Origin of the sequence: uncultured Paenibacillus sp., from assembly GCF_963515335.1 — a bacterium.
In the GTDB taxonomy this organism is placed as follows: domain Bacteria; phylum Bacillota; class Bacilli; order Paenibacillales; family Paenibacillaceae; genus Paenibacillus_I.
In genome coordinates this window covers 78728-94927 of the sequence record NZ_CAUPYC010000003.1, presented here as the reverse complement: position 1 = coordinate 94927, position 16200 = coordinate 78728, and the positions used below count along the sequence as shown (strand labels likewise).

The following is a 16200-nucleotide window of genomic DNA, read 5'->3' as shown; positions in this document are numbered from 1 at the left end:
GGAAGAATAAAACAAGGGGTGTTAATAAGGATGATTCTATGGAAAAGCAAATTGGGCAGAGGATTGTTGGTATCCATGTCTTTGATCCTGCTTATGGGCAGTTTGGTCGGGTGCGGCAAGAACAGTCAGAAGCCGGCTAATGGTACCGTCAACACGCCGCTATCAAATGAAAGCATTACAATTCAGTTTGCGGGATGGGGGGATCCGTCCGAAAAAGAAGTATTCACGAAGCTGATTAAAGCATTCGAGGACAAGAACCCCAAGATTAAAGTGAATTATTTGCACATTCCGTCAGGCGATTACGTGGGCAAAATGAACACGATTCTTGCGGGAGGAAATGCTCCCGATGTGTTCTATGTCCCGGACGGCGACTTTGGCAGGTGGGTCAGCCAGGATCTGCTGCTGCCCATCGACGATTACGTGAAGAACAGCAACATCGATACCGCCGATATGTGGGATTCGGGGCTGGCCCGCTATCGCTACGACGGAGCGGCCAACGGGCAAGGGAACCTCTATGCGCTTCCGAAGGACATTGGACCTACCGTGCTCTACTATAACAAGGATCTTTTCACCAAAATGAACGTTCCCTTCCCGGATGCGGAGACGCCGATGGGGCCGGAGAAGCTGCTTGACACGGCCAAGAAGCTGACGGTTGTGAGCAATGGCAAGACTACGCAGTACGGGATGGGGCCGATCTGGTGGGAGGGCTTCGTGTTTGGGAACGGAGGCAAGTTCCTGAGCGACGATAAGCGCGAGTTTATCGGCAACAGCCAGGAAACCATCGATGCCCTGCAGTTTGCTGCGGACCTCACGAACAAATATGGCGTCGTGCCAAGCTCGGCTGCCCTCAAGGACTTGAACGACAGCGAAATGTTCAAGACGGGCAAGCTGGCCATGATGATAACCGGCCGCTGGATGGTGCCGGAATTCCGCAAGCTCAGCTTTGATTGGGACGTGGCTCCTCTGCCGACCAAGGATTGGGGAGGGACCAGCGGCTCCGTCGGACTTGGCATCTACAGCAAGACAAAGTATGTGGAAGCTGCATACAAGCTTGTGGAATATTTGGGCGGACCAGAAGGGCAGAAGGAGCAGTCCCTGATGGGCTTCTCCATCCCCAGCTTCAAGTCGATGGCGAAGACGGATGTATTCTTGCAGCCCGGCCAGAAGCCGGAGAATGCACAGGTGTTCGTTAAAGCAGCGGAGACCCAGGTTGCGGGTCCGTGGACCAATCTGCCCAACGCCAAGTGGTATGACACGCTTGCCCAAGGGCTGGCTCCCATGTGGGAGGGCCAAAAATCGGCTGGCGATCTGTTGAACGAGCTCAAGCCGAAGATTGACGCGGCCATCAAGGAAGGGAATCCCGCTTTATTCAAATAAAGCCGCAAGGAGACGGACGAAGGAAAACGCCGCTGAGCGTCCTCCTTCGTCTTAAGCGATGGAGGACGAACATGAAACGCAAGGAATACCTTTGGGCCTATCTGTTTATCGCTGCGCCGATCCTGGGATTTATGCTGTTTGCCTTTATCCCGTTGAGTTATTCCGTTTACGTGAGCTTCACCGATTACAGCGGCTACAAGGCTCCCGTATTCAGCGGCGGAGATAACTATGCCAAGCTTGTGAAGGATGATCTGTTCTGGAAAACGCTGTACAATACATTTTATGCGGCGCTGAGCATCCCGATTGGGATGGTTTTCGCCTTGGGCTTAGCGACAGCGCTTAATCAGAAAATTCGCGGGATCCGCTTCTTTCGGACGCTGTTTTTTCTGCCCACGATCAGCTCGGTCATCGCGCTCACGTTGCTCTGGAAATGGATTTTCAATGACACTTACGGGCTGCTCAACAACTTGCTGGAGCAAGTCGGAATTAACGGCCCCGCCTGGCTGAGCAGCGAGCGGTGGGCCATGCCGGCCATGATTATTCAAGGGGTGTGGGCGGGACTTGGCATCAACATCGTCCTCTACTTGGCCGCGCTGCAGGGCGTCCCCAAGAGCTTCTACGAGGCGTCGGAAATCGACGGGGCCAACCGCTGGCAGCAGTTCCGCCACATCACGGTTCCGTGCATTTCGCCGACGACTCTCTATATTCTCATCACCGCCATAATCGCGGCTCTGCAGGATTATCCGCGTTTTCAGATTATGACGGAAGGCGGTCCGAATTACTCCACGACAACAATCGTCTACTACCTGTTTCAGAATGCCTTCCGGTACATGAACATGGGCTATGCATCGGCGATGGCGTGGATTCTCGGCATGATTATTCTGACTATCACGATGCTGAATTTTTACTTATCCCGGCGATGGGTGCACTACGAATAAGGGGGGATACACATGACGAAGATCCTAAACGCCGATGGCACGCGGCATAGAAAAAAGTGGGCGGGCGAACAGGCCCGCAAAGGGTTGGCGTATCTGTTCCTCACGGCTGGAGCACTGGTGATGGCCATGCCCTTTCTGTGGATGCTGTCCACTTCGCTGAAGCAACAGGGACTGGAATTTGAAATGCCTCCCAAGTGGATACCGGAGCGCTTCGAATGGGGCAACTATCGGTTTGTTTTACTTGAATCCAACATCCTGTACGGCTTCCTCAACACCCTGCTGATCATTTCTCTGCCGTGTCTGGTAGGCCTGTTGACAAGCGCGCTGGCGGCCAATGCATTTGCGCGGATGGAATTCCCTTCCAAAAATGTCCTATTCACCTTGCTTTTGGCTACCATGATGATTCCCGGCGTCGTCACCATGATTCCGACCTTCATCTTGTTCAAGAGCATCGGCTGGGTGGACCGCTGGCTGCCGTTGATCGTTCCGGGCATGTTCGGCGCAGCCGCGGCGGTGTTCCTGTTGAGGCAGTTTTTCATGACCATTCCCAAAGAGTTGGAGGATGCCGCCAAGGTAGACGGAATGAATCCGTTTCATATCTTCGTCCGCATCATGCTTCCTTTGTCCAAACCGGCCCTGATCACGCAGGGACTCCTCGGCTTTCTGGCGGGCTACAACGATTATCTCGGGCCGCTCATTTATATCAACTCTCCCGAGAAGTACACGCTGCAGCTGGTTCTCGCGTCGTTTCAGGGATTCTATACCTCGCAATGGACCTATATTATGGCTGGCTCCGTGCTGGCGTTGATTCCTACCTTATTGTTGTTCTTCTTTGCACAGAAATATTTCGTCGAGGGCATTACCTTGACCGGGATGAAGGGATAGAGGAGAGAAACATGGCAAACCACTTTACATTTCGCAATCCGATCGTCGCGAATGCAGCCGATCCATGGGTATTGAGGCATACCGACGGCAACTATTACTTTATGTCCACGCAGTTTGGACGCCTGGAGCTTACGCAATCCGCGACCCTGACCGGGCTTGCCCGGGGACGCAAAAAAACGATATGGTCCCCGCCGCCGGGCGGTCGTTACAGCCATAATCTGTGGGCTCCGGAAATTCACCGGCTGGACGGAAAATGGTACATCTACTATACCGCCAATGACGGCGGCGGCGACGAGTCCCGGCGTATCTGCGTGCTGGAGAACGGGGAAACGAACCCGCTTGAAGGCGATTGGGTGTGGAAAGGCGCGTTGCCGACGCCCGTTCCCGGGCTGGACGGAACCGTGCTGACATTACAGGGCGAGTTGTATTTTCTATACGCGGGCTACGGCCATTTCCCCGATTATGGCTCGGCCATCTACATCTCGCGTATGGCGAATCCCTGGACACTGGAAGGGGAGCATGTTCTGCTGACGGCTCCGATTCTGGAATGGGAGAAACAGGGTGGCATGGCGATCAACGAGGGACCGGTACTGCTGCATCGGAACGGCTTCGTCTTCCTTGTGTATTCGGCCAGCACGACCTGGTCGGAAGACTATGCTCTCGGCATGCTGACCATGGATGAGGGGGACGATCCGATGGTCCCGTCTTCCTGGGAAAAATCGGCGCATCCCGTGTTCCGCAAAAGCGTGGAGAACGGCGTATACGCGACGGGGCACAACAGCTTGACCGAGTCTCCGGATGGAGAGGAGGATTGGATCGTCTATCACGCGCTGCCCGCTCCGGGAGCGGATGTGGGCCTAAGGTCCACGCGCATTCAGAAATTCACCTGGAAGCCAGACGGAACGCCGGATTTCGGGATTCCCCTGAGCGACACCCAAGATATCCCTGTACCGTCGGGGGAATGATGTGAAATTTCTTTAGAACAAGAGTGACATGGAGTCCGATCAAATAGTCCTTTTGGGGAGGGATTGGGATGGGAAAACGATGGAAACGTTCTTTGCTGCTCGCCTTGACGATGGTATTACTTACGACGGGAATGGCAGTATCGCCCATTCGGGCGGCAACGACGGGTTCGGTCATTTACAGCAATGCGTCGGAACCGGAACCCTATTATGCGCGAGCGGTCAAACTGGGCAATGGCGATATTCTCTCCACCTTTACACGGAAGTTTCCCGGGAATACGGGTTGGGTCGGCATGCAGCCCTTTCCGTTCTACCGGAGTACGGACAACGGTGCAACCTGGTCGCTTCTCAGCGAGATCGATCCCAACAACTATGGACTGAGCCGGGACCAGCAAGGCATGACGACGCTGTATGTGCTGCCGCAGCAGGTCGGCTCTTACCCGGCCGGGACTCTGCTGTTCGCGTCGACAGATTGGGATAATTCGGCCCCGTACACGATTCATATCTGGAGAAGCACGGATAACGGGGCCACGTGGCAGTTCCACAGCAATGTGGCCGCGCGGGGATCGGCAGGAACCAAGCGTACCTGGGAGCCGGAGTTCGCGGTAACAAGCGACGGTCGATTGATCATCTACTATTCCGATGAACGGCAGCCGGGCTACAATCAAGCCATCGCCCGAGAAATATCCGGCGATGGAGGGCTTACGTGGAGCAGCTACAGCATCGTTGTCGGCAATGCGGCAGATTGGAACTGGCGTCCTGGGATGCCAAGGGTGGTGAAAGCGAAGAACGGAATCTATTTCATGTTTTTCGAGATGCTGGGCGCCGCTCCCAACTTTGCGGTCCGTTTCAAAACCTCGCCGGACGGCATCAACTGGGGAAGCCCCACGGATTTGGGGGCCGTGGTCGGCACGGGAATCTATCGCGCATCTCAGACCCCGGAGGTTGCCTACATCGATGACGGCTCCGCGAACGGCAGGTTCTATGTGCGCGGCATGACGGATGTGGTCTCTTCCGCCAACAAAATGTTTACGAGCGGCGACAACGGCGCCACCTGGACGCAGGTTGACGCGCCGCTCACCGTAAAGGGGACCAATCAGAATACACCGGCCGCCTGGAGTGGGACGCTTCTGCCGCTCGGCAATTCGCTTCTGCTGGAGGTGAATACCGTAAAGGTCGGCAGCCGGAATGAAATCCGTGCCAATGTGGTCCAGGTAAACGGGGATTCTTCTCTTGTTTCCGACGGCGTCTACAAGATCATCAACCAGAACAACAATCTGCTTCTGGACAATGCGGGAGGCGGCTCTCCTCCCGGCACCAAGGTTATCCAATGGAATGATCTCGGACTAGATACGCAGTGGTGGCGTTTGGATTACAGGCCTGGCGGCTTTTTCCGAGGGACGAATCTCAACAACGGCCTTGTGCTGGACGATCCCAACGGAGCCACAGCGCCGGGCACGAATGTGATTCTGTGGACGAACAACGAGCTGGATACGCAGCGGTGGAAATTCGTCTACAACGGCACCGGCTATTACACTGTCATGAACCAGTACAGCGGACTGATGCTGGACAACGCGGGAGGCGGCTCGCCTGCCGGAACCAAGGTGATTCAGTGGACCGCCAATGGCCTCGATACGCAGAACTGGAAGCCTGTGCGGGTGGATACCGAGATTCCGGTCAACCAACTGGAAAGCTTCAACATCGGAAATAGCTTTGTCCGCTACCAGGATGGCCGCGGGAAGATTGACGGCGGGCAATACAGCCCGGAATCCCAATGGAAGATTGTTGGCGGGCTGGCAGACCCGTCTGCGGTTTCAATCGAATCCGTCTCTATACCGGGCTACTATCTCCGCCACCGGGACGGAAAGGTCTGGCTGGAAGCGAACGATAATTCCGCGCTCTTCAAGAATGATGCCACCTGGTATCTCCGTACCGGTTTGGCCGGCCCATGGGCGGCATCCTTTGAATCCTACAATATCGTCGGCGCTTACATGAGGCATAGGAACGGCTTGCTGGAAATCTCCCAGGTGTCGACAGCCGTGGACCGGCAGGATGCTACATTTTACGTGAAGTAACGGGCATTGACGAAGAAGGGCGTAAGGATCGATCAGCAGCCAGGAAGGGCTAGCACGAGGGACAATAGGTTGTGGAACAAACGGATGTACCAGAGCTGGAGGAACGGGGAGCGCTGCCGCGCGCGGAAAATGTCCAATCGGTCAAGCATGCCGGCGAGAGTCGCACGCTTCTGCTATACCCATCTGACGGATGTGGAGAGGAGATAAACGGATTGCTTACCTATGATCGACAGCCGAAGGCGCCGGTTGAGACGCTCCGCGGCGTTATTATGGGAGATTTAAAAAAGATACCGCTGCCACATTGTACATCTGGAACCCTGATCCGAATGGAGTACGGCTCCAGCTACGTCTCTTTTTCGTGTCCAGGACGAGTTACGGGCTGTATTTGGGAGATGTACGAGATGAAGTCGGGAATGCTACTTTAAAAAATCGGGTATTGTATGACTGTTTCTCCAATCGGTGTCCTCCGGAATCGGCATCATCGGCGGCGAAACGCCTGCCGAGGTCAGGAGAACCTCGGCCAGCACAAGGAGCATTTCCCGGGTCCGCAGGCGGCTTTGAACACATCGCGGGAATCCTGCGGCGTGAAAGGGAGATCGAGCAAGGCTCGGCGCCGGGAGCGGCGGTTACGAATAAAGTATAGCCGAAGGATGAACTGAAGCGGCAGCGGAAAAACAAAAAGCACTGGACCGGGTCCGGTGCTCTTTTGTCGAGAAGCGGCAGTCAAGTTCGGCTTGTGTTGCAAGCACAAACCTGTTTATGGCCATATAGCCTCGACCGTTCATTCTGTGGTAACATTGTCTAAATGGTTTGTTGTTTGTTTATTATTTTTTTTGTATTGCCTTTATCGGTATGTATAACACTACGCTGAAAACAAGGCCAATTACAGAAGAGTAGAAGGGAACCATGACAAGGCTGATGAAGCCGGCGACCATACCTTTGTATTTTTTTCCGAAGAAGTCTGCCGTTACCTGATCTGTAAAGAAACTTAATACAAATAGGAACAGACCGATTAACAGACCGAATACTGCAAAATAAAGGATGATCTTTTTAATAAAAGATTTAAAATTAAAACTTTTCATTTTATCACCTGCCTAAATGTAGAGGATGATTTTAACTATGGTTTTTACATTTCGAAATTTTAAGGGTATTTGTATATTTATAGTATCTTTTGTTGTGATCTTTGGTGCATTATATTTGTTTTTCGATTTACCGATTGTATGGGTCTATGTCTTTTATTTCGTGTTAATATGTACTATTATTCCAATATCGATATATTATAAAGTAGATAACTTTAAACTAAAGAAGTATTTTTTATTCCTGAAAATAAAGGATTTATCGATTAAAGATGATATTAGCTATCAAGTTATAGAACAGATACATTTTGTTAATAGGGTGAAGGTTGGGGAATCCGGTGAGTTTGACGATATAAATTATAAGATCTACAACAATCAGAATAGATTGATACTGACCTCAGACGGACACTATATTAACAATCAACAGATGCCTCTCGGCGAATACTTGAAAAGAGAATATAACGTTAAAAGTACAGTTAACAAGATTTTTAAAACTAGAGAGACTTAGAGAAAAACAAAACAGGATCCCATAAATAACGGGTGTTTTGCTTGTCTTTAAAGGGAGCCTCATCTCGGAGAAGGCCCTGCTAGCAAGTATAGACTTGATTATTGTTCTTTAAATTGAAATTAGCTTTTAAAATAGGCGTATCGTTTCTAGCTATACCTATGTAACATGGAATCAATGACCTTTGACCCTTAATTAATGTTTTTATAAAAGGTATAGAAATTTGGTCAAATATAAAAGTTCCTTCTATTATGTGACTTATGGTAAAGTACTGCTCGTAAACAAACTGATCTAAAATAAAAACATATAATCCGACTTTATCATTTAATTCAAATAGCTTTTTGTTCATGTAGATAACGATAAAATCATCCGAATAATTAAAATCGGAACATATATTTATTGGCTCTTTATATGTGCTAACAGACTTACACAAGCCAACAAGTTCATTTACCGATTCTAGATTGTCCATTTATTAACGAAATCCCCAACTTCCGGGGTCGTAAAGTTTGTTAACAAAGTTGGTTGCTTTTTGGGCCACATTATTAACGGATTTGGTAACGGCCTGCTGCCCTCTTCGATAAGCCTCAGATAAATTGACCTCAACTGATACTTCTGCTCCCGCACCGACCCAAAGTCCTCCGCCAATTGATATTTTTAGGTCTTTATCTGATTTGACGTTGCTTACACCATACTTTTGGTCTCCGGCAGCTACTCCGACAAAATAAGTTTTTTCTTTCTGGGCACCCTGGGTATCTTTTTTGGTCAAACCGCCTTCTGCGGCGACCATCAGTTTATTTGTGACCCCCGCTTTAACTCCGACATCAGCGCCACTAGTCTTGCCATTGTACGTCGAATATGATTGGTATGATTTAGCGGAGGCGTCAATCTGAACGATGCCCAACTTTCCAGAGGCACCTAAGCCGGATCCTAACTTTACTTCAGCTGTTACCAGGGGTTGCTTTTGAGCAATTTGGGCACTACCCTTGTTTACCTCGGGTTTATAATTCGACTGAACAGTTGATTTTTGTGTTACTTTTGATGGCATTGGTAATCCCTCCGCTGTATTGGTTTATTAATAAAATTTTACCAAATAAATTGAAAGTGTCAATATGTGTAATAAAAATACTAGTTCTTATGGCTCTTGTCTTTAATGGCCCGTTTTGTATAACCGAAAAAATAGCTATTATGGCTACTGTTCGATTGGTCTGTGTATCAGAAAACTTCGAGCTAACCTTCGGCATTTATGTAACTCGTACACCAAACATCTTGATTCGCCCAAAAAGAAATACCCTTCACCGGCCGCTTTTACAGGTTTAGTGTTGCCGATGCAAGGGGGTTTTAATGTTGAGGTATTATCCGGAAATCAGTTGACTTTCGCAAAACGGTTTTCGATTGCGGCCGTAATCGGATCCAAGCTGCCGCGTTTTCTGTGCGAAGGGAGCCGGCACTCGCTCGGGTTGGTAAATCGTATCGGTTGGCGTAAAATGGAGTTGACGTCAATCAACGCTATTTCACCGGAGGATTTTCCCATGTACGGATTTAACGAGACCTTCATGCAGCTGCTGATTCTGCTCGCGGTTTCCTTGTTCGTGATTGCGATTGCGAAGAAGGTCAGACAGCCGTACTCGATCGCGCTTGTTATTGTGGGCCTTCTGCTCGGCATCAGCCGTATCCCGTTCCTCGAAGAGGCGGAAACGTTCATTACCCAATCGAATGTGTTTCAGGCGATCGTCATTTCTTTGTTTCTGCCGATCCTGCTGGGCGACGCGACGCTGAAGCTGCCGTTCTCCTCCCTGATGGAGCAGAAGAAGCCCGTTCTGGCGCTGGCGTTCGGGGGCACGCTGTTGTCGTTTGTGATTATCGCTTTGGCCGGTTACTACCTGATGGGACTGCCTTTGATCGTCGCGTTCACGTTTGCCGCTTTGATGAGCGCCACGGATCCGATCAGCGTCATCTCCATTTTCAAATCGCTCGGCGTGCCCAAGTCCATTGTGACGATTATTGAGGGAGAATCGCTGTTCAATGACGGAATCGCGGTCGTTCTGTTCCAGATCTCCTCCGTCTATTTGCTGTCTTATTTGGAAATGGGATGGATGGGCCTGGGAAGCGGCGCCCTGCTCTTTCTGAAATTCAGTCTGGGCGGGATCGCGCTCGGCGGCCTTATGGGCTACCTGTTCTCCCAGGCGATCCGCCTTTATGACGACTACCCGCTGGAGATCGGTTTTTCCATGCTGCTGTTTTTCGGCAGTTATTTTATTGCGGAGCATTTTGATGTGTCCGGTGTCATCGCGGTAGTCGTCGGCGGGCTGGTTTTCGGCAGCTACGGGTCTCGGATCGGCATGTCGGAAATGACGAAAATGAACATCAACTCGTTCTGGGAAGTGATCGCGTTAATCGCCAATTCGCTCATTTTCCTGATGATCGGGCTTGAAATCAAGTACATCGACTTCTCCGACAAATGGCCGCTGATCGGCGCCGCCGTCGTTATCGTACTGTTAGGCAGAACGGTTGCGCTGTATGCGAGCGTGGCTTTCATCAGGCATTTTCCCGGCTCCTGGAAAATGATACTGAATTGGGGCGGTCTCAAGGGAAGCCTGTCCATCGCACTGGCGCTCAGCCTGCCGCCATCGTTCGAGGGCAGGGCCGATGTGCTGGTTCTAACGTTCAGCGTCGTGGTGTTCTCCCTGCTCGTGCAGGGCTTGTCGATGAAGCCGCTCGTGCTGAAGCTGGGCTTAAGCGGTGAGAAAGCGAAACGAACCCATGACGAAAGAGCGCCCTTGCGTTAAGGGCGGCATTTTCGACGAAGGCGGCGATCATCGTGAGAATCGGATTTCGGACGGTCAAGACCGCGGTCGGCGTCAGCTTGTCCGTCCTGATAGCCCAATGGCTTCAGCTGGAGTATTATTCGGCCGCAGGCATCCTGACGCTTTTATGCATACAGAAATCGCGGAAGCAGTCCATTAAAGCGGCGACCAGCCGGTTTTTCGCCTGCATGGCGGCCCTGTTCTTCGCGACCGGCTTATTCGAGCTGATCGGCTACCGGCCATACTCGTTTCTGGTCCTGCTGCTGCTGTTCATTCCGCTCTGCGTCCGGCTTCGCATTCAGGAGGGGATTGCCAGCAGCTCGGTCATCGTGATGCACGTCTATATGAACCGCGAGGCGGAGGCTTCTTTTTTCCTCAACGAGCTGCTCGTTGTGGTCGTCGGTCTGGGCGTTGCGCTGCTGATCAATTGGTATATGCCGAGCATCGACAAGCAGCTGCAGCGGTACAAGGTCGAGTCGGACCGGCTGATCGCCGCCATTTTGCACGAAATCGCGAATTACCTCAAGAACGGCTATACGCTGTGGGACGGCAGCGAGCTGCTGCAGCTTTCCCAGCTGCTCTCCAGGGCGCGGAGCGCGGCAGCTTTGGATGCGGAAAATCATCTGGCACGCGGCAATGAGTACGGGCATTATTTTGAGACGAAAAGGAAGCAGTTCGAGCTGCTCGAGCGGATGCTGCCAGCCGTTTCGCGGGTTAACGTGCAGATCGAGCAGGGCAGGCGGATCGGCGATTTCGTCATCGAGCTGAGCGCCCATATGAACAAGCCGGGTTACGCGGACACCTTCTACAACATGCTGCGCGCCATTCGCGAGTACCACAAGCTGCTGCCGCTGCCGGAAACGAGAGACGAATTCGAGAACCGGGCGAATCTGTACGCGGTGGCCAACGAGCTTGAACGGTTCGTCGATACGCTGGATTAGCGCGGAACCGCCCTTTTCGGTGAAGGTTTATGTCAGAATGGAAAAAGGTTGCGCAGCAGGCTGCGCTTCCGCCTTCTGGATGCGGAAGATGCGGCTGCGGCTGTGCCTGCGGGAGGCTCGGCGGCGATGACGGGCATGGGGGCAACCTGTTTGCGCAACGCTTCGACCGTTTCCGTCAGCCGCTCCACGGTTTTGCGGATGTCCTCCAGCTCTTCGCGCTGCTTCAGGAATTGGAACGTCACCACATCGTCGGCCTTCTGCGAGAGGGCGGCTTCAATGCGCGCGATGGTAACCTGCAGATCGTCGGCGATGCCGAAAGCGCCGCCGCAGGCGTCGGCAGTCCGTTCGGCCGCAGCCGCAGTCTCCATGGTCATGCTGTGCCCGATCTCCGACAAGGAGATCTCGTCCAAGGCCATCCCCTGCTCGACCATCAGCTTGATATGGCGCACCCGCTCCACGTCCTGCTCCGAGAACACATAGTGCCCGTACCGGTCCTTGCGGAACGAATCGGGATAATGGGAAACCCACCGTTTGACCGTCGTTTGGCTGACGCCGAGCGTTTGCGCCATGTCTTTCGTTTTCATCGCTTTGTTCATTTTTATCACCCCGTTCAAGATCGTAAGTATGCATATTCGAGCCTCGATCCGCTCTCCCTGCAAGGGTGACAAAGGTAGTGCGCATTCGATAAACAAAGTGGTTTTCGGCGTTTTTTTGCTCTATGGAGCAGACAAAAACCCAGCCGGGAGGCTGGGTTCGGGGCTCTTAGCGCGGGAGTCGTTATTTCACCGTTTCAGGCTCCGCATACTCGATGCCTTTCGTGTCGACGGTTACTTTCTTCATCGCCGGGAGCGTCTCCGGACGATCGTTGGCGCCGGTCGGCAGGCTGACGATCTCATCCACCGCTTCCATGCCCGACGTTACTTTGCCGAACGCCGCGTAGCTTCCGTCGAGGTAAGGCGCATCCGCGACCATGATGAAAAATTGCGAGCCGGCCGAGTTCGGATCCTGGGCCCGGGCCATCGAGATGACGCCGCGCTCATGCTTCAGGTCGTTGGGGAAGCCGTTGCCGCTGAATTCGCCCGCGATGCCGTAGCCGGGGCCGCCCATGCCGGTGCCGTCGGGATCTCCGCCCTGGATCATGAAGCCCGGAATGACCCGATGAAAAACGGTGCCGTCATAGAAGCCTTTATTTACCAATGAAATGAAGTTGTTGACCGTATTGGGAGCAAGCTCCGGATACAGCTCGATCGTAATCAGCTTGCCGCCGTCGGTCTCAATCGTCACGACCGGGTTGGTCTTCGAAGCGTACTTGTCCGTTTCGCCGGCCGGCGCTTCTTCGCCGCCGCCCGCCGGCGCTTGATTTGCGGCTGCCCCGTTGCCGCTTGTGCCGCTGCCCGTTCCATTCCCCTGGGATTGTGAGCTGCCGCCCCCGCATGCGGCGAGCAGGATGGCGAATGCCGCCAGCATGCCGAGCAGCAGGGCCGGCTTGAATTTCATCGCGTTCATTGTCGTTGTCTCCCGCCTTGTCCGTTTTTTCGTTTCCGCCCTCTATTATAGCGATTCGCCGACGAATTTTGAATCAACGGACAGGCGAACCCTGCGGCAGCTGTCCCCTTGCCTGTTGGATAACGGTGCCGATCCGGCTTTCCAGATCGTAGCTTGCCTGTTTTCTTTCCACGATCTGCCGGGACAGCGTTACGAGCTCGGACAGCGCGGCCGTCGCGCCCGCGGCGTCTTTCTTCTTCACGGCCCGCTTGAACGAATCCAACGGATCGGACAAGCTCCGCTTATGCCTGGCGATGGCGCTTCGATCCGCTTTCAGACGCACCTTAAGCGGATCGGCTGCGGCCAGCGTGCCGCGAATTCGGGCTTTCGACTTGGCTGCGGCATCTTTGGCCGCCCGCAGCCTGTCCTCTTTATTGCGGATGTCCAGACGGGCCAGCTGGGTTGAAATCCGTACGCCATCGGCCTGCGCGCGAAGCAGGGAAACGGCTTGTTTGCTGCCGATCCTCCGCGCGGCGGTCATTTGCCGGTTCAACGATGCGTAGTAATCGAACAGCGGTTTGTAGCGGGCTTTCGCTTGCTTGACTTCGGCTTCGAGCTTCTGCACGTTGTCCGCGCCGATCCGGTTGATTTGCTTGTACAGGATGCCGAGCGCTTCTTCGTTGCGGAACTGAAGATTCTTCACTTTGTCTTCCCATTGAAGGTCCTGCGCATCGAGGACGGTCAAATCGCTCATCAGCTTGCCCATCGTTGCGCGCATCGCCGGGTCCGCTTCCGAAGCAAGCCCGCCGAAGGCGGCCTCAACCGTCGGCGTCAGATTGACGGCCGCCGACAGTTCCGCGGGCGCGGCGAACGCCGGCAGCAGCATGAGGAACAGCGCGGCCAGCCGCACCTTGACGCCTTCTTTCCGTTTCAAACACCACATTCACACGTTTCCTCCTCGCTATGTTATAGTTGCAAGCCTTTCGCTGCAGACGACAAAAAGCACCCGCAACAAAGCCGTTTCGGCTTGTGCTTACGGGTGCTTCCGCGCAAGGTGGTATCCCTGTTCATCTGCTGTTGTCCGTTTAATTTACCCGACTTTCCGCCGGCTGTCAAGCATCCGCCAGCCTTCTGCGCGGCCTTCTGCGCGGTTTTCCGGGCCGAAGGATAATGTGACGGACTTAATACCGCGGCCCAGCCCTTTTCGGTATAATAAGCACATATCGGTCAGGGAAGGTGTGGAAACAGATGAGTTCTTTGTACAACGTTATTCAACCCTTTCAAGCAATCGTTGTCGACAGGGCGGGCGATAACGGGAACGGGGACGTCGAGCCCCGTATCAGGACGCTCGAAGCGGCCGATCTTCCCGAAGGAGAGCTTCTTGTCCGTGTCAGTTATTCAAGCGTTAACTATAAAGATGCTCTGGCTTGCTCGGCGAACGGAAACATCGTAAAGACGTATCCGTTCGTTCCCGGCATCGACTTGGCCGGTGTGGTGGAGCAAAGCGAATCGCCGCGTTTCAAGCCGGGCGACGAGGTGATCGTAACCGGATACGGACTCGGCGTGTCCCATTTCGGCGGATGGAGCGAGTATGCCAGGATACCCGCGGATTGGGCGGTTCCGTTGCCGGAAGGTCTGAGCGCCAAGGAGGCGATGATGCTGGGCACAGCCGGATTTACCGCGGCCCTGTCCGTCGTGGCGCTGGAGGAAAGCGGCGTTCTGCCGAACTCCGGTCTGGTTTTGGTCACAGGCGCGTCCGGAGGTGTCGGAAGTGCGGCGGTGGCCATGCTGGCCAGGCTGGGCTACGAGACGGTTGCTTCCACAGGCAAGCCCGACGAGGCCGAGCGGCTGCGGGAGCTTGGCGCCCGGCATATCCTCACGCGTGAAGAACTGGTGCCCGCCGAGACGAAGCCGCTGGACAAGCAGCTGTGGGCGGGGGCGGTCGATTGCGTCGGAGGACGGACGCTGTCGTCGATCCTGCCCCGAATCCGCTACTCGGGAGCGGTGGCGGCCAGCGGGCTGACGGGCGGAACGGCGCTGTCTGCGACCGTGCTGCCGTTTATCCTGAGAGGTGTCCGGCTTATCGGGATCGACTCGGTGTTCATTCCGATGGCACGGCGTACCGACATATGGCGGCAGCTGGCCGGGCGGCTTAAGCCGGATAAGCCGGACGCGCTGTTTCGGGAAATTCCGCTCGGCCGCGTGCCGGAGATTGTGCAGCCGATGCTGAACGGCGAATCGCGAGGACGCATTGTGGTGAAGCTGTAGGTCATGGGTAGTCCGACGCACACCTCATCCGGCGCGAGTTGCGGCGCTGCATGGCGGCTGTCGGGCCGCAAGCGGCCTTTCCGCAGGATATTCCCGCAGCGGCACGCCGAAGTGCGTAAGTCTGCGGGATTTCATTTCTGAAACGTTTTGCTATTTATCCCGGGTTGTGGTATGATCAATTTACCTAATGAAGACCTGCTGGTATATTCACATATTGCAAAGGGTGATCATTGAGGAATGGTACCTTTTCCCATATGTGAATTTTTTATTTACGGATAAAAAGGTCATATAAATTTTTACGAAGGAGGAATACCAGCATGCAAACCGGAACAGTTAAATGGTTTAACGCCGAGAAAGGTTTCGGCTTCATCGAAGTCGAAGGCGGCAAAGACGTATTCGTGCATTTCAGCGCAATCGTCGGTGACGGCTACAAATCGTTGGAAGAAGGCCAGCGCGTCGAATTCAACGTCGTGCAAGGCAACCGCGGCCCGCAAGCCGAGAACGTTGTTAAGCTGTAAGCTGACCAGACTGCCCTTAACGGTTCGTTAAGGGCAGTTTTATTTTACCGGATGAAGGAGGGAGCCGGACCGTGTATTCACGGAAAAAACCGTTAGAAGAAATTCCCCTTTCCTTGACCGAGATCTGGACCTGTACGACGGACGGTTGCAACTTATGGATGCGCAATGACTTCACGTTCGAGCAGGAGCCTCTCTGCCGCCATTGCGGCGCGCCGATGGTCAAGTCGACGAAGATGCTGTCTTTGCTGGTCAATACGGACAAAAATTACTTGAAAAAATAGCTGGCGGAAGGCGAACGTTCCTTTCGTCCGCCCGGCTTTTCAATGAAACCCGCCTGCGCAGCAGCGGGTTTTTTGTATATAAAGA

At 53.6% G+C, this 16200-nt stretch carries 14 protein-coding genes; 10 read left to right on the top strand and 4 right to left on the bottom strand.

All coding sequences use genetic code 11. From position 1 onward, the window contains the following. The first annotated feature begins 30 nt into the window (after positions 1 to 30). From RWM61_RS01960 to RWM61_RS01940, 5 genes are all read left to right on the top strand, one after another. Complete coding sequence (locus RWM61_RS01960) at positions 31 to 1377, top strand: sugar ABC transporter substrate-binding protein (RefSeq protein WP_313996791.1); 1347 nt, start codon at positions 31 to 33, stop codon at positions 1375 to 1377. A 71-nt stretch (positions 1378 to 1448) separates the two neighbouring features. Continuing rightward, a complete protein-coding gene (locus tag RWM61_RS01955) occupies positions 1449 to 2315 on the top strand; it encodes a sugar ABC transporter permease (protein WP_313996789.1) in 867 nt (288 codons plus the stop codon). Between the two features lie 12 nt (positions 2316 to 2327). Next, positions 2328 to 3200: a carbohydrate ABC transporter permease gene (locus tag RWM61_RS01950; protein WP_313996787.1), complete on the top strand. Its 873-nt coding sequence runs from the start codon at positions 2328 to 2330 to the stop codon at positions 3198 to 3200. 11 nt (positions 3201 to 3211) lie between these two features. Further along, positions 3212 to 4165, top strand: a complete 954-nt coding sequence (locus RWM61_RS01945) for a glycoside hydrolase family 43 protein (protein WP_313996785.1) — start codon at positions 3212 to 3214, stop codon at positions 4163 to 4165. 68 nt (positions 4166 to 4233) lie between these two features. Further along, on the top strand, positions 4234 to 6237 hold the full coding sequence (locus RWM61_RS01940; RefSeq protein ID WP_313996783.1) for an AbfB domain-containing protein: 2004 nt from the start codon (positions 4234 to 4236) through the stop codon (positions 6235 to 6237). Between the two features lie 2053 nt (positions 6238 to 8290). Here the strand turns inward: RWM61_RS01940 and RWM61_RS01935 are convergent. Continuing rightward, a complete protein-coding gene (locus tag RWM61_RS01935) occupies positions 8291 to 8863 on the bottom strand; it encodes a hypothetical protein (protein WP_313996780.1) in 573 nt (190 codons plus the stop codon). A gap of 484 nt (positions 8864 to 9347) precedes the next feature. Here RWM61_RS01935 and RWM61_RS01930 point away from each other — a divergent pair, with 484 nt between their 5' ends. Both RWM61_RS01930 and RWM61_RS01925 read left to right on the top strand, forming a co-directional pair. After that, entirely contained in the window at positions 9348 to 10604 is a 1257-nt protein-coding gene (locus RWM61_RS01930) for a sodium:proton antiporter (protein ID WP_313996778.1), read from the top strand. A gap of 32 nt (positions 10605 to 10636) precedes the next feature. After that, positions 10637 to 11563 carry an aromatic acid exporter family protein gene (locus tag RWM61_RS01925; protein ID WP_313996776.1) on the top strand — a complete coding sequence of 309 codons (927 nt, stop codon included), beginning with the start codon at positions 10637 to 10639 and terminating at the stop codon, positions 11561 to 11563. Positions 11564 to 11595: 32 nt separating this feature from the next. On the opposite strand, the gene RWM61_RS01920 is transcribed toward RWM61_RS01925, so the two are convergent. The 3 genes from RWM61_RS01920 to RWM61_RS01910 form a co-directional block, all read right to left on the bottom strand. Next, positions 11596 to 12159, bottom strand: coding sequence for a MerR family transcriptional regulator (locus tag RWM61_RS01920; protein WP_313996774.1), 564 nt, complete (start codon positions 12157 to 12159; stop codon positions 11596 to 11598). A gap of 181 nt (positions 12160 to 12340) precedes the next feature. Beyond that, on the bottom strand, positions 12341 to 13069 hold the full coding sequence (locus tag RWM61_RS01915; protein ID WP_313996772.1) for a peptidylprolyl isomerase: 729 nt from the start codon (positions 13067 to 13069) through the stop codon (positions 12341 to 12343). 73 nt (positions 13070 to 13142) lie between these two features. Further along, complete coding sequence (locus tag RWM61_RS01910; RefSeq protein WP_313996769.1) at positions 13143 to 13991, bottom strand: hypothetical protein; 849 nt, start codon at positions 13989 to 13991, stop codon at positions 13143 to 13145. A gap of 326 nt (positions 13992 to 14317) precedes the next feature. On the opposite strand from RWM61_RS01910, the gene RWM61_RS01905 reads away from it, so the two are divergent. The 3 genes from RWM61_RS01905 to RWM61_RS01895 all read left to right on the top strand — a co-directional run bounded on the left by RWM61_RS01905 (position 14318) and on the right by RWM61_RS01895 (position 16115). Beyond that, positions 14318 to 15316 (top strand): oxidoreductase, encoded by a 999-nt coding sequence (locus RWM61_RS01905; RefSeq protein ID WP_399537693.1) that lies wholly within the window; start codon positions 14318 to 14320, stop codon positions 15314 to 15316. A gap of 317 nt (positions 15317 to 15633) precedes the next feature. Further along, the gene (gene cspD / locus RWM61_RS01900) at positions 15634 to 15834 is read left to right on the top strand and encodes a cold-shock protein CspD (protein WP_036581058.1); all 201 of its coding nucleotides are present in this window, start codon (positions 15634 to 15636) and stop codon (positions 15832 to 15834) included. 71 nt (positions 15835 to 15905) lie between these two features. Beyond that, the gene (locus RWM61_RS01895; protein ID WP_313996762.1) at positions 15906 to 16115 is read left to right on the top strand and encodes a cold-shock protein; all 210 of its coding nucleotides are present in this window, start codon (positions 15906 to 15908) and stop codon (positions 16113 to 16115) included. Positions 16116 to 16200 lie beyond the last annotated feature (85 nt).